Raw genomic sequence first — 14,186 nt, forward strand, 5'->3', positions numbered from 1 at the left:
TTGATCATGCGGGTGAAAACATCTACGTAGGTGCGGCGGCCAGACACTATAAAAGAGGATTTGTCTTTCTGGATGGGGCCCTCTACGGTGAGGCGGGAGGCAATGAGGCCAAGGCCGCCGGTCACGTCATATTCCTTCCGGTTGCCGTCCCGCATAGAAACGTCCAGCACGCTGGAAAGGCGTCCGCCAAATTGTGCCGGAAAACCGCCTTTATACAGTTCCACGCCCCGCACCGCGTCTGGGTTGAACACACTGAAAAACCCGAACAGGTGACTGGGGTTGTACACCAGGGCATTGTCTAAGAGCACCAGGTTCTGGTCATTGCTTCCGCCGCGCACAAAGAGGCCGCTGGTGCCCTCCCCACCTGACTGTATGCCCGGTTTGAGCTGCAGGGTTTTCACAATGTCTACCTCGCCAAACAGGGCCGGCAGCAGCTTGGCCTCGCGGGAGGTGAGGGTTTCTACGCTCATTTGCGGGGTGGAGAGCCGCTCCTGAAACCGGTTCCGGTCAGACTCTATCACCACCTCATTGAGTTGGGTGTTGGCGGGCTGGAGCTCCACGTTGAGCCGGGTGTTTCCTCTAAGCCTGATTTCCCTGATCAGGTTCTCAAAGCCCAGGTAAGAGAACTGGATTCTGTAAGTGCCGGGGGCAACGCTGAGGGTGTAGGAACCACTCTCATTGGTGATGACCCCGCTAGACGAACCCACTACCGCCACGCTGGCCCCAATCAGCGGCTCACCGGTGCCTGCTGAACGTAACGTGCCGCTGAGAGATACCTGCGCCTGCGCCTGAGCGGCGAAAGGAGTGAGGCCAAACACGGTGAGTAGAAGTAGAAAGAGCCTGATAGGTACTTGTTTAACCAAAGAATACACAAACAATTCGTTCAGATTTTTTAGGATAACGCCTAAAGGGATGATATGTTTTTAAGGTAGGAACTTTAAACCTGGTTTCCTAGAAAGGAGAGACAGGTGAAGCGTCCGTATCCCCTAAAGCGCCGCCGGATTGGGCTCTAAAAAGAAATTTCCGTTTTGGGCTGTTTTTTGAAAAACAGCCCCAAAACGGAAATCAAAAACATGTGCCAATATGGTTACAGGCCAGAGTACAGCCACGCTTGCTGCAGCGCTTTCTGTGCCGCGGTGGCGTTAGGGTCTGGGGTCAGCAAATGTGAAACGGTTTCTTCGGCCGGTACTAGTTTGGCTTGCAGTTTCACCGGTTTTACTTCGCCGTTGGCGTCTTTGCGGCCTACGGTAAGGGTGAGCATTTCGCCTTCTTTACCATTGATCACGTACTTGTTGATCAAATCTGTGGCGTTGCGCAGGGTTACGTCTTCCCCGTTGATCTGCCACAGCTGGTCTCCAACCTTATAGCCCAGTTGCTTGCCAAACGCGGTAAGGTTTTCAGTGCTGGCTACAATGATGTGCCCAGAAGGCTGGTCATACCCCAGGGTGGGTTTACCCAAAGAAATGCGTTTCTGCACGCCTGACGGCTGATACGTCACCCCCACTTTCTGGAACAGCTCAGCATACGGCAGCGGCTCATTGCCCTCAACGTACTTCCGGAAGAAGTCCCTGATCTCAGGATAGGTCAACGAGGCAATTTTATCAAACAGCTCCTCATCTTTGAATGACACATCTTTGCCATAGGTGCGGCTCAGGTCTTTCATTAAGTTGCGAAGGCCGTATTTACCGCCAGACAACTCTCTCAGCCTGATGTCTAAGGCCATGTTGAGGAGCGCGCCTTTCTGGTACACGTTGCCGTACTCCTTCTCATACTTGTCAAGAGCACCTAGGCTGAGCTCAGTAAAGGCCAGGTCATCATTGTACTGCTGCTTAGAGGCAATGATCTTGTCGCGCATCTCCTTCAGAAAACCGGTCAGGTCAGTCAGTTTCTGGTTCACCTGCACGTGGTGGGCAAAGTACTCCGTGGCGCCTTCATACATCCAGAGGTGCTTAGACATCTTGGGGTTGCTGAAGTCAAAGTTGCCAATTTCCTCTGAGTGAATGTTCAGCGGGGTCACAATGTGGAAGAACTCGTGCGCGGCAATGTTGCGCACCTGCTCAGCCAGCATGGCAGGCGGCATCTCAGGGAAATAATACACAGATGAGTACGAGTGCTCTAACGCGCCGTACGCGCCCGTGCGGTTCTGTTTGTTGTCAATGTAAATCAGGAACGCATATTTGTCTACCGGCAGAGTGCCGCCCAGGTAGTTTTTCTGCGCCTCCAGAATGGTTTTGATGCTTTGCGCCAGGTTTCTGGAGCGCTGCCCGCCGCCGGCGGCATAGGTGGAGATCAGCACCTCTGCGTTGCCCACCTTCAGCATGGCTGTGTCAGGGCGGCTGTAGAGCATAGGGGCGTCTACCAGGTCATTGTAGTTGGCCAGGCGGTAGGTGTCTGAGGTAGGGGTGCTGCTCACGGTGCGCAGGGAGGTGGCGCCGTAGAACTCTTTGGGTTTGTTCACCTGAATCTGGTAGGGCTCTTTGGTCAGACCGTCAAAATACCCGAAGAAGCCGTGCGTGTTGATCAGGAACACTTTGCCCTCCTCAATGTCTGTGGCGGCCGGTTCAAACACAATGTCTTCTTTCTTAGGCGTGTCCCAGGTGTCGTTGACCAGATAGGTGATCTTGGCAAGTTTTTTCGCCTTTTTGATTTTCCAGCTGTTCTGGTCTACCCGCTCCACGTCCAGCTTTTTGCCTTTTTTGTCATAGGCGGCAAAGTCCTCAATAAACTTCCCGAAGTCATACACCGCATAGGTGCCCGGTACCATCTTGGGCATGTGGTACACCACCTCGTCTTTGTCAAAGTCTGGGGTGAGCAAAGACACCTGCAGTTTGTCTCCTTTTACCTGGCCCAGGTCAACAGAAAAACGGTAAGTGGGGGCAGATTTATCTTGCGCCTGCATAGGGGCCTGCAAGAGCACGGCCAATCCTAGTGCCGCCAAAGATCTTTTTAACATCATATTAGTTGAATAGAATGATCAGAAAACGAAAGATACAAGCTTTCAGGGCGAGTCTTTGCAAAATCCTTGCCTTTTCAGGGCTGTACAGTTCCTTTCTGCTTCTTTAGTCGGTGGGGCGGGCTAAAAATTACACGGCAGCCGGCTAAAAATAACCCCGTGAAATGGGCCGTGATGGGGCCGGGCGCTTGCAGAGGGTCTTGGAGAAAGAGCGAAAGCTTTCTGTTTTTGGCCTGTTTTCCAGAAAACAGGCAAAAACACTACGGCAGGTGCTGCTGCACCACCTGGGCCAGTTGCTGCGGCGGCACCACGCCAGACTGCCGCCAGAGCTGTTTGCCCTGGTGAAACAGCAGGAGCGTGGGTATGCCCTGCACCCGGTACTGCTGCGCCACTGCCGGGTTCTTGTCTACGTCAATCTTGATCACCTTCAGCTTGCCCTGAAACTGCTGGGCCACCTGCTGCAGAATGGGGGCCATGGTTTTGCAGGGGCCGCACCAGTCGGCGTAGAAGTCTACCAGCACCGGCATGCCGGGGCTGTTGATCAATTCCTGAAATGATTTCTTGGCCATGTCTGTTGCACGTTTAGTACAGGCAAGTATACGGAAAAAGCCAATTCCAGATCAAGCCATTCGCGTAAAAAGAGGGATTCTGTTTTAGGCCTGTTTTGGCGAAAACAGCTCCAAAACATCTCGCTGTAGAAGGAACTTAAATGTGGGGGAGATCCTTGAGAAAGTATAACTTATGAAAGGAAGGAAAGCGTTGAAAACTATATTATTATCTGCGGTGCTGGCCATGTCTGGCTGGTTTTCGGGGTGCAAAGAGGCCGAGGTGCTGGAAGAGAAGCCGGTGCAGGAGGTCCAGAAAGACCTGCTGGTGTCGGCAGAGAAACTGACCACTATTCAGGCCGCCAGCCTGCGCCAGATTGCGGTGTCTAACGGGCAGTCACAGCTGGCCACCCTGGTGAAGTATGACGTGGACGTGTACCGGTTGACGTACCTCACCACCTACAACGGGCAGGAGATGAAAGCCTCCGGGCTGATGGTGTTGCCGTTGAACCTGACATCGGCGGCACCGATATTGAGTGCCCACCACGGTACCACGTTTGACCAGAAATACGCGCCCAGCAATTTCCAGCTGAGCTCTTTGACAGGTTTTGAAGCCTTCGGCGCAGCCGGATACCTGACGTTGGTGCCTGACTTTATTGGTTATGGCGTCTCCAGGCAGGTTCTGCACCCGTACTATGACATGAAGCACTCAGGCACGGCGGTGGTAGACATGATCAAGGCGGGCAAATCTTTTTTCAGGAAGAACAACATCAAGGCGTCTGACAAGCTGTTCCTGGCCGGTTACTCTGAGGGCGGCTACGTGACGCTGGCGGCGCAGAAGGAGCTGGAGGAGCACCCGGAGCACGGGTTAACAGTCACGGCTTCGGGCGCGGGGGCCGGGGGCTATGACCTGGAGGGCATGCTGGGCCGGGTGGTGTCAGGCAAGCCGTATGATTATCCCGCCAATCTGGCGTTCATCCTGCAGGCCTACAACCAGACCTACGGCTGGAACCGCCCGCTCACCCACTTCTTCCGGGAACCCAACGCCACGCGCATTCAGGAGCTGATTGACGGTACCCGCACCAGCGGCTCCATTAACAGTGCCCTGGACAAAGACCCGGCTAAGCTGTTCAACCCTACGTTCCTGGCGGCCTTGAAAGGCGATGGCGAGCAGGCGTTGAAGCAGGCATTGAAGCGAAACAGCCTCAAGAACTGGGAGCCTAAAAGTCCCACCAGACTTTACCACGGCACCGCTGATACCATGGTGCCCTTTGAGAACTCGCAGGTGACGGTTGACGCCATGAAAGCGGCCGGAGCCCCTGATTTGAAGTTTATCCCTATCAAAGGCGGTACGCACTTCAGCAGTCTGGAGCCCATGATCAAAGACCTGATTCCCTGGATGGAGGGCATGAAGTAGCAGACAATAGCCTTCTCTGGCAAACAGCAATCCCCGCCGGGTTCCCGGCGGGGATTGCTGTTTTTGGCCTGTTTTCAGGAAAAGAGGCCAAAAACAGCTTTCCTTATTATGGTAGGGCGTATTTTCTATTTGCTCATTCGCCAGGGTATGGCCGAGTCTGCCGACTCAACATGCGTGGGCACAGGCGTATGCTAGCGTGAGAGAACGCTTCACTGTTTTGAACCTGTTTTCAGGAAAATGGCCCCAAAACAGACTTAACTCACCTGTTTCAGTTTGCCCACCACCAGCATAGAAAGCAGGGTGAAGACGGTGGCAATGATGCCCACGGTGCCAAAGCCCATTAATTGCTGAGAACCGGGGGCGTTGGTGATGACCAGACCTGAAAGGAAGGCGGCCAGCCCAGACGCCAACTGCTGCACAGACGAATTAACGCTCATGAAGCTACCGCGCAGGCGCGGTTCTACGCTGGAGGTAATCATGGACATGGCCGGTACAAACCTGGCCCCAAACACTATGAAGAACAGCGTGGTCACTATAAAGGCCTGCCAGTGCGGCACCTGGGGCAAATGCGTGACAATGAGAATGGGGATCACCGAAAAGACCGCGGCCACCATGAATACTTTCTTCTTGCCAAACCTGTCGGCCAGGCGGCCGGCCCATTGGGAGGTCACCACCGTCGCCAGCCCCCCAAAGAGGTAGATGTAGCTCAGCTCCGCCTCGGCGAAGCCCACGTTGGCCACCATGTACGGGCTCAGGAACGGCACCACGGTAAAGCCCGCCAAAGAGAGCACCACCATGAGGGCGAAGGCCCATAGGCAGTTGGGCCGGGTGAAAATGGCCTTGAGCACCTGCGCCGGGTGCTGCGGAACATGGTTCAGCAGGTGGTTGCGCATGGGGGGCAGCAGGCGCCAGGCCATGAGCAGCACCAGCACGCAGAGACCGGTCAGCAAAAAGAAAGGCGCGTGCCAGCTGGCGTGGCTGGCCAGGTACAACCCCAGCGGGATTCCGCCAATAGAGGCAATGGAAAACGCAGCCATTACTTTGCCCGTGGCGGCCCCGCGCCGCTGCTCCGGTACGGTATCCCCAATAATAGCCAGCACCATGGCCCCTAACACCCCTCCAAAAGCGCCGGCAAAGATGCGGGCGGCCATCAGGAATTCAAAGGTGGGCGCCAGCGCGCAGGCCAGGGTTCCTGCGGTGAAGCCCACGTAGAGCGCCAGCAGCGCAATCTTCCGGTCAAAGCGGTCAATAAAAAAGGCACTCAGCAAACCAGAGAGGGCCGCACTGAACGTATAGGCTGAAACCAGAAACCCAAACTCACGGGGGCTGATTTGAAAAACACGCATGAGCTGGGGCCCCAGCGGCATCATGATCACAAAGTCCATGATGTGGGTGAACTGAATGGCGGCCAGTATAAAGATTAACCAGCTTTCGCGCAGGGCGGGGGCTGGGGTCTGTGACGATAGCGGTGGGGAAAGTGACATCTTCAAAGTAAGTAAGCCCAAAGCTGTACGCGGTTAAGTAGGAGAGGTTTAGGCCGCCCGTACAGCAGGGCCGCGAAGGTAAGGATTTTGTCTTGACCTGAAACAGGCCGGGGGCAAAAGTTGTTTAGGGCATGTGTAGGCCAGGCCAGAGCAAGGTTCTTCAATAGCAGTTCTTCAGCAGCTTTGCAGCGCTAGAAGGGCAAAAGCGGGTTCCTGCCATAGGTTTAAAATAATGTACCCAGGCACCTGACCAGCCAGTTGCGTTTACCAAATCAAATTGTAAACACGCTTTTACCACACAGAAAGACCGTGGCGAAGAAGAAAAAGAAACCAGTAGAGAGCGCTGACCCCACCTGTGCTTTGTGTGGCCGGGAAGTGGGCTTTACCACGCTGCACCACCTGATCCCGCGGGAGGAGGGAGGCCGCCACGGCCCCACCGCCCCGCTTTGCCAGCCCTGCCACAGTACCGTGCACCTCACGCACACCAACAAAGAACTGGCCGTGCTCTACAACTCTATTGAAGCGCTGAGAGGCTCTGAGGAACTGCAGAAGTACCTGAACTGGGTGAAGACCAAGCGGCTGGACAAGATTACCAACCGCCGGGGCAAGCGCAGATAAATAAATGGTTTTTGTGCCTGCTGGAGCCAAACCTCTGGTGTCTGGGAGATTTCTTCTCAAGAGAGCTGGAATGGCATTCCGCCGTGGGCGGATTGAGGGGGACTGAATCCAATGGGGGAGGGGAATTCTGTTTTGGAGCCGTTTTCAGAAAAACAGCCCCAAAACAGAAGGGAAAGCATCTGGTGACAGCAGTGTTGCCAGGTAAAAGCACGGCTGAAAAGCGGCCAGCTGAAAAAAGGCCAGCAGCACTAAGGGCCAGCAGGGCTGTTTTAGTGCTGTTTTCCTGAAAACAGGCCGAAAACGGAATTACCTGTTGTCTGGTTTGTTTCTCCTGGGCGGATACGCTTTGGGCTGGTCTGCTGCGGGTTTACGTGGTTCCTGGGGGCCCCGCAGGTGAATGATCAAACCGTTCAGGAAATTGCGCAGCAGCTGGTCTCCGCAGGGCTTGTAGTTGGGGTGGTCCTCCTGCCGGAAGATAGCCCCCAGTTCGCTCTTGGTGACGTTGAAGTCTACCAGTTTCAGGATCTGTACAATCTCATCATCGCGCAGCTGCAGGGCCACGCGCAGTTTTTTCATTATATCATTGTTGGTCATGCCTGTGCGGGGTAAGGTATAAGAAGCCTCATTCTTATACGCGGTTTTTTCTGAAAGGCCAAAGGTACCGCTGTTCCGGTAAAATGAAACAGCCGCCCCTGTTTTTCGCCTGAAATTGGAAAAGGAGGGCAGAAACAGGGGCGGCCGCTGGCTTCACCGGGGATACGCTACGTTAACCTTTCTTTTTAGCCCCTTCGCCGGTCAAGCGCTCCAGGGCTTTGTCCCGCTTGAACTCCATCTTCCCAAAGCGGTAATTGAAGCTCAGGCGCACAATGCGGTTGTAGTTGTTGTTGAAGTTGAGGTTGTTGGAGTTGGTGTTGTTCACCGTGGTTCTGATGGTGTTGAGGCTGCTGATGAAATTCTCCACATTCAGGCTCACGCCCGCCTTGCGCTTGAGAAACTCCTTGCGCAGGCCCAGGCTGTAGGAGTAGTTGGCGGTGCTTCGGCTCTGGAGCGAGATGCGGGGCGAGTTGTAGGAGGCGGCGGTCTGCACGCTGAAGTCTTTCTCAAAGCGGTAAGAGAGGTTTCCGCTGAGGTTGTACATCCAGCCGGCCCGGCTCACGGCATACTTCCCTACAAAGCTGTACAGGTCATTATAGTACAGGTTGAGGTTGAGGCCCGCCTGCCCGTTTTTCTTGATGCGGGTAGAGGCAGATACGCTGGTGCCGTACACGGCGTTTTTGCCCAGGTTCTCAAAGGTGGTGTTGAGGGTGTCACTGCTGGGTGAAACCGGAAACTGGTAGTGGGCAATGTCATTGTTGGTCTGCCGCCAGTAGGCAGAGGTGTTGACGCTGGTATTTTTGATGAGCCAGCTGTAGTTGACGTCAGTGTTATGGGTGAGCTCAGCGTCCAGGTTGGGGTTACCATACCTGATGTTCAACTGGTTGCTCTCATTGCGGTACGGGTTCAGCTGGCCAATGCCGGGGCGCTGAATGCGGGTGGAGTAGCTGAGCCGCAGGCGCTGGCCTTTGGCAAAGTTGCGCATGACCATCACGTTGGGCATGAAATTGTGAAACGGCTTGTCCAGGTTGGTGTCTATGTTGTTGGTGTTAAACTGCCCCTGTACGTTGGTGTACTCATAGCGGCCGCCCAGCCTGAAGGTGTAGGTTTTCTTGAACCGGTAGGTGTAAGAAAGGTAGGTGGAATACACATCCTGGTCATAATTGAACCGGTTAGACCTAACCGGATCCAGTTGCAGGGGGGCGTTTGCCGTTCTGGCAAACGAGAAGCTGTAGTCACTGGATGAGTTGCGCAAGACCGCCCGGGACCCAATATCCAGGCTGCCCCACTTGTCAAACGGGTGTGAGTAGTCTGCCTGAAAGGTGATTTCCCGGTTTCGGCCCTGGTTGTCGCTTTCCTCGCGGCGGGTGATGGTGCCGGTGCGGTTGTTTTCTGCTAACTGGTAGTCACTGCCAGACTGGTTGTTGTTGAGGATGGTGAGCACGTCCAGCTCCTGGCCTTTTTTCTTGAATTTCCTTTTGTAGTGCAGGTTCATGTCCAGCCCGCTGGAGCGGCCGGTGTTCTCCATGTCCCTGAACCGGAAGTTGTTCACGCGCTCTTCGCCCGCCGGGGTGAACTCATTGGTGGTGAGGGTGCGGTCACTCAGGTTGCGGCCAGCGTTCAGGCGCATGCTGGCGCTAAGGGAGGTATGCTCGTTGAACTCATAGTCGCCCCCCAGCTGCGCGAAGATGGAGCGCCCGTTGTTGTCAAAGGTGCTCACCTGCTGGATCTGTTTGGTGGGCGTCTGGATGGTGTTCTCCTCCCTGAAATACTGCTGCTCAGACTCAGAGTCTCCGTTGCGGTCATTGAAGTTGCCGCCAACCGTAGCCCGTATGCCCACCTTTTTCTTTCTGATGTTCAGGTTGGAGTTGAGGTTGTTGGTGCGGTTGCCCAAGGTGCCGGTGACAGAACCAGTCATGCCTTCTACTGAACTTTTCTTGGTGATGATGTTGACCACCCCGGCCGTGCCCTCTGCGTCATATTTGGCAGACGGGCTGGAGATCACCTCTACTGATTTGATCATGTCGGCCGGAATCTGCGCCAGCGCCTCTGCCAGGTTGTCACCCAGCATGGAAGAAGGTTTGCCATTGATCAGGATCTTGATTTTGGGGCTGCCGCGCATCTCCACGTTGCCGTCTATGTCTACGGCAAGGGAGGGGACTTTCTTCAGCACATCGGCGGCGGTGCCGCCAATGTTGGTGATGTCATTCTCTGCGTTGTAGACCAACCCGTCATCTGTTTCCTGGATCAGGTCTTTCTCAGCGGTCACCACCACTTCCTCCAGGGCTTTGCTGTCGGTTTCCAGTAAGATGCTGCCAACGTTCTGGCTGGAGGCCCCGGCAGAGACGGTGATGGGGTGCAGCCTGGTTTTATAGCCTACAAACGAGACGGCCAATACATATTCCCCCGGCGCCACTCTGGGCATAGTGAACGCGCCTTTGTCATCACAGGTGGCCCCGTTGAGCGGCTTGCCGGCTTTGTCTTGCAGGGCTACGGTGGCAAAGTCAACCGGCTTCCGGGTCACCGCATCTGCCACCGTTCCGGTTAAAGTCACCCCTCCTGTTTGCCTGCTTTCTACCAGGGCAGCAGAACTGGCGCTAGATGTTGCCGGGAGCAGCAGAACCAGAAAGAAGAGGGCCAGACAAGCCAGGTGCTGGAGGGGAATGCGCATCATGCTAAGAAATATACAAAGCCAGGTAGATCAATAACAGGTAAGGGGAGCCAAGCCGGGGCTGGTTTTAGTTGCACTCAGCTTGCCTGGGCTTTTAGACAAAGTAGAGAGTAATTGGTTTAATCCCAGACACTTCTTTTAAGTATATTTTTGAAGAAGCGTCTGGGATACTCTGGTGCGTGGCACCTGCCCGCCTGCTTTGTCAGCAGCAAGACCGGTTATGGGTAGAGGGCCTTTGGCCGAAGGCACCCCAACCTTTGACCGGCTCCTGAGTCTTTTTCAGGCAACACAGGCTGGAGTAAAGCAAAGGGTGCCTGTTCAGGAGAAGCTAGAAAGAAAGCATTTCTACTTTGCCATCCATGGTGGCGGCAATCAGTTTTTTCTTGGGCCGGGCATTCACCGTGTTTACCATGGAGTTGTCAATCTTGTGCGCCCAGTTAACCTGTTTGGTCTGTGGGTTGATGCTGTAGACCACCCCGCTCTTGGTTCCAAAGAAAACAGCCCCGTCTTTCTCAATCAGCATAGACGGCACGTGCTCATAGCCAAACCCGGCGTTCATTCTCCAGGCAAGTTTAGGGGCGGTTTTGCCGGTTTCAAAGGCCACCACCTCGTCTTGCATGGTTTTGCCATAGACCAGTTTCTTGTCTGCAGAGAGGCCTAGGGACTCCCGCACGGTGGCTTCTTTGCTGCGCCACAGGGCCTGGCCGGTGTTGCTGTCCAGGGCGGTGATGAACCGGTCTGGGGCAACAAGGTACACCACCCCGTCATGCGCCACCGGAATGGCCATGGCTGGGGAAAACATGCGGTTAGGGGAGCCGTTGTTCCACTTCCAGGCAAGGGAGCCGTCTTTCTGGTTCAGGGCGTAGAGGTGCCGGTCCCAGGCGCCAAAGATAATTTTTCCCTCATACAGCAGCGGGGTGCTGACCACTGCGCCTTCCAGGCCGGAGAAGGCCCAGAGCTGTTTGCCGGTTGCAGCCTCCAGGGCTCTGAATTTGCCGTCACTGGCCCCAATGTACACCACGTCTTTCTCTACCAGCGGCGAGCCCAGCACTGAGGCCTCGGTTTTGGTTTTCCAGGCTAGTTTCCCGGTCCTGGCTTCTAAGGCATAGATGTGCCCGTCACCGGAGCCGAAGATGACCAGCTTTTTATAAGCCGCGGGCGAGGAGAAAATTCCGCCACCGGTCTGGTACGTCCATTTTAGTTTTCCGTCTTTCTCTGAGAGCGCCTCTACTTTGCCCACGCTGTTCCCAAAGATGACCAGGCCGTTGGTAGACAAGGGCGTAGAAATCACGTTGGCGTCTGAGTGGTAGCTCCACACCTTCTTTACCGCCGGGTACGTGGTATTGACGGCATACGAGGGGCGTTCAAACGGTTTGGCGGTGTCATATGAGCGGGTGCCCAGGGCAATGCGGCGCCAGACGGGTTTGGTGCCCACCCCCGGGGTGCGCTCAGAAAACAGTGCCGAGTCTTGCCGCACCTCTACCAGGTTGTACCCGCCCACAGGGTCTTTGGCCCGCAGGTTGGAGCGGCCAATAGTGCCGGGAATGCCTTCGGCGTCAAAGGGCTGGTTTACATGGTAGTGGCCGCAGAGCGTAAACTGGGTGTTCTGCTTCTTAAGGCGGTCTGTGGCTTCATACCAGTTGTCCAGCCCTTTGTCAAGCGGGTAATGGTTGATGAAGATGATGGGCTGGGTTTTCGGCGTAGCCGCCAGCACGCTGTCCAGCCACACGGTGGCATCACGCGGGATATGGCCGTCTGACATGCGCACATACGGCCCGGAGGCGCAGGCAATGAGCTTGTAGCCGTTGTGCTCAAAGGCAAACTTGTCATACCCAAACTCCCGTATGAAACTCACGCCCCCAGACTCTGACCAGCCGGTGTCATGGTTGCCGGGAATGATGTAATAGGGTTTGTTCAGCTGACTAATAATGCTTTTGGCCAGTTTGAGTTCTTTGTCTGTGCCCATCTCCGTGATGTCACCGGTGAGCAGTACAAAGTCTACGTCAGGCATCTGGTTGATATCAGCCACGGTGCGCTGCAGGTCTTCTTCGGCGCCGCCGCTGGGCGAACCAATATGGGTGTCAGTGACAAAGGCGAATTTGAATTTCTGTGCAAAACTGCTGCTGTGTTGGAGGCACAAGACCAGGAGCACCATTTTAAATACGTGTTTCATAAACAGGGGAGAAATCTTTGGCGGGTTAAGTATAGAGGTTTTGGTCTTGGGGAGCAAGCCAGACGGGTCATGTTCTTAAATAATATTAAAAATATAAAGCCTGTTCCATTGGTTTCTGTTTTCGGGCTGTTTTTCAGAAAACAGGTCAAAAACAGAAACCGGCGGCGGCACACGGGAAGTATATTCCAGAAAGGAAGTGGCGGCGCAGGTACGGCTTCAGGGAATTTTTCTATTTTTAGGAACACAAACGAAACATATTCTGTGAAACAGTATTTGATAACCGGGTTAGACTATACCCATGAAGGGGCGTTAGACCACCGTATGACCGTAAGGCCCGCGCATTTTGAAATGGCTAAAAAGCTGAAGGCCAGCGGCAACTTCCTGCTTGGGGGCGCCATTCTGAACGATAAGGAGCAGATGATTGGCTCTACCCTGGTGTTGCAGTTTGAGCAGGAAGAGGAGCTGCAGAAGTGGATGGACGAGGAGCCCTACATTCAGCAGAAAGTCTGGGAGAAGGTAGAGGTGAAGCCGTTCAAAGTGGCCCAGGTGTAAAGAAACTGGTCAGCGCTGCTGTCCCCCCCCCTTCTATGAAACATTTCTTATTAAGCATGGGTGTCACGCTCTGCGTAACGGTTAGTGCCCTGGCCCAGCCGCCCACCGCCCCCAGACGCAATGTGCGGTTGAAACCCATTGGCAAAGACAGTGTGAATTTTGCCTATGACCAGGACTATTACCTGATTGAAGACAGTTGCGCCCAAATCATACGGCAGGCACATTATAACTTTAAGCAGCGCAAGTTCTTTGGGAAGTTCAGAGACGTGAGCGCCCAGGAGAGGGAGCTGGTGCTGGCAGAAGGAACCTTCACCCCAGAAGGCCTCAAGACGGGGCCCTTCCTGTACCGCAACCTCAACGGAAGCCTCAGGGCCAAGGGTGATTTCCAGGAAGACAGGTTCACCGGCCGCTGGGAGCTCTATGATGAAAGCGGCAAGCCGCAGCTTGTTTTTGAGGCTTTACCAGCCGGAGTCAAGATTCTGGAGGCCTGGGATGCAGAAGGCAAGCATACCGTGCAGAATGGGGCGGGCACCTACTCAGAGTCTAACGGCGCCATCAAATGGACAGGCAAGCTGCTGAACGGCACTCCTGAAGGCTACTGGAAAGGCAGCCGCCAGAATGACCGCTCAGATGCCATCCTGATCAGCGAAACCTTTAAAAAAGGGGCCTTTGTGAAGGGGAGCGGGCCCACCGGAGACTACAAAGACGCCTCCCGCCTTAAACTGGTGGGCGAAAACCTCTTTCCGTTCCTGAACGCCGAAAAGGTGCGCCTGTCCAGGGTGCCTTGCAACGGTACCGCCAGAAAAAGATACCAGAGTGCCCAGTACAAGTACGGGAACGCTTCCTTCTCTGAGGAGATCAAAAACAACGTGCGGGCGTTTCTGTCAACCGTAGACCTGAAAATATATGAAAACGAGCTGGAGCTGGAAGGTGAGGTGAATGAAAACGGCCGGGTGGTCAGGCTCCGGAGCAACAACGCCTTTGACATGAAGATTGTCTCTGGCCTGAGCAAGGCGCTGGAGAGGCTGCCGTCTTTAGAGCCCCCACTGGCCGACGGGAAACCAGTGACCCAGAAGATTGTCTTCCATTTCACGTTCAGCCAGGGCGGGTACCGGTTCACCTACCGTTTCCTGCCCATGGCCCCGTCTAACTAGGTTTTGCGGTTGCCCTGCGTCTGTT

The 14,186-nt window shown here is 54.9% G+C and carries 11 protein-coding genes; 4 read left to right on the forward strand and 7 right to left on the reverse strand.

Annotated features, from left to right (window positions below):
* The 3 genes from A8O25_RS15715 to trxA all read right to left on the reverse strand — a co-directional run.
* Positions 1 to 872, reverse strand: an 872-nt coding sequence (locus tag A8O25_RS15715) for a TonB-dependent receptor (RefSeq protein WP_241499050.1), incomplete at its 3' end; no start/stop codon positions are given.
* A gap of 215 nt (positions 873 to 1,087) precedes the next feature.
* On the reverse strand, positions 1,088 to 2,956 hold the full coding sequence (locus tag A8O25_RS15720; RefSeq protein WP_066836599.1) for a M61 family metallopeptidase: 1,869 nt from the start codon (positions 2,954 to 2,956) through the stop codon (positions 1,088 to 1,090).
* Between the two features lie 257 nt (positions 2,957 to 3,213).
* A complete protein-coding gene (gene trxA / locus A8O25_RS15725; protein ID WP_277620019.1) occupies positions 3,214 to 3,552 on the reverse strand; it encodes a thioredoxin in 339 nt (112 codons plus the stop codon).
* A gap of 160 nt (positions 3,553 to 3,712) precedes the next feature.
* Here trxA and A8O25_RS15730 point away from each other — a divergent pair, with 160 nt between their 5' ends.
* Positions 3,713 to 4,915: an alpha/beta fold hydrolase gene (locus A8O25_RS15730; protein WP_161947768.1), complete on the forward strand. Its 1,203-nt coding sequence runs from the start codon at positions 3,713 to 3,715 to the stop codon at positions 4,913 to 4,915.
* A gap of 254 nt (positions 4,916 to 5,169) precedes the next feature.
* Here the strand turns inward: A8O25_RS15730 and A8O25_RS15735 are convergent, their stop codons facing one another.
* A complete protein-coding gene (locus tag A8O25_RS15735) occupies positions 5,170 to 6,420 on the reverse strand; it encodes an MFS transporter (protein ID WP_241499051.1) in 1,251 nt (416 codons plus the stop codon).
* Positions 6,421 to 6,708: 288 nt separating this feature from the next.
* Between A8O25_RS15735 and A8O25_RS15740 the strand changes: the two genes are divergently transcribed.
* The gene (locus tag A8O25_RS15740; protein WP_066836606.1) at positions 6,709 to 7,017 is read left to right on the forward strand and encodes an HNH endonuclease; all 309 of its coding nucleotides are present in this window, start codon (positions 6,709 to 6,711) and stop codon (positions 7,015 to 7,017) included.
* Between the two features lie 306 nt (positions 7,018 to 7,323).
* On the opposite strand, the gene A8O25_RS15745 is transcribed toward A8O25_RS15740, so the two are convergent.
* The 3 genes from A8O25_RS15745 to A8O25_RS15755 form a co-directional block, all read right to left on the reverse strand.
* On the reverse strand, positions 7,324 to 7,611 hold the full coding sequence (locus A8O25_RS15745) for a DUF1456 family protein (protein ID WP_066836608.1): 288 nt from the start codon (positions 7,609 to 7,611) through the stop codon (positions 7,324 to 7,326).
* Positions 7,612 to 7,783: 172 nt separating this feature from the next.
* Positions 7,784 to 10,285 carry a TonB-dependent receptor gene (locus A8O25_RS15750; RefSeq protein ID WP_066836609.1) on the reverse strand — a complete coding sequence of 834 codons (2,502 nt, stop codon included), beginning with the start codon at positions 10,283 to 10,285 and terminating at the stop codon, positions 7,784 to 7,786.
* A 325-nt stretch (positions 10,286 to 10,610) separates the two neighbouring features.
* Complete coding sequence (locus A8O25_RS15755; RefSeq protein ID WP_066836640.1) at positions 10,611 to 12,455, reverse strand: outer membrane protein assembly factor BamB family protein; 1,845 nt, start codon at positions 12,453 to 12,455, stop codon at positions 10,611 to 10,613.
* 261 nt (positions 12,456 to 12,716) lie between these two features.
* Here A8O25_RS15755 and A8O25_RS23880 point away from each other — a divergent pair, with 261 nt between their 5' ends.
* Together A8O25_RS23880 and A8O25_RS15765 are read left to right on the forward strand one after the other, a co-directional pair.
* Positions 12,717 to 13,007: a YciI family protein gene (locus A8O25_RS23880; protein ID WP_074987990.1), complete on the forward strand. Its 291-nt coding sequence runs from the start codon at positions 12,717 to 12,719 to the stop codon at positions 13,005 to 13,007.
* A 35-nt stretch (positions 13,008 to 13,042) separates the two neighbouring features.
* Positions 13,043 to 14,161, forward strand: coding sequence for a toxin-antitoxin system YwqK family antitoxin (locus A8O25_RS15765; RefSeq protein ID WP_066836610.1), 1,119 nt, complete (start codon positions 13,043 to 13,045; stop codon positions 14,159 to 14,161).
* Positions 14,162 to 14,186: the final 25 nt, after the last annotated feature.

Origin of the sequence: Rufibacter ruber (assembly GCF_001647275.1) — a bacterium.
Lineage (GTDB): Bacteria > Bacteroidota > Bacteroidia > Cytophagales > Hymenobacteraceae > Nibribacter > Nibribacter ruber_C.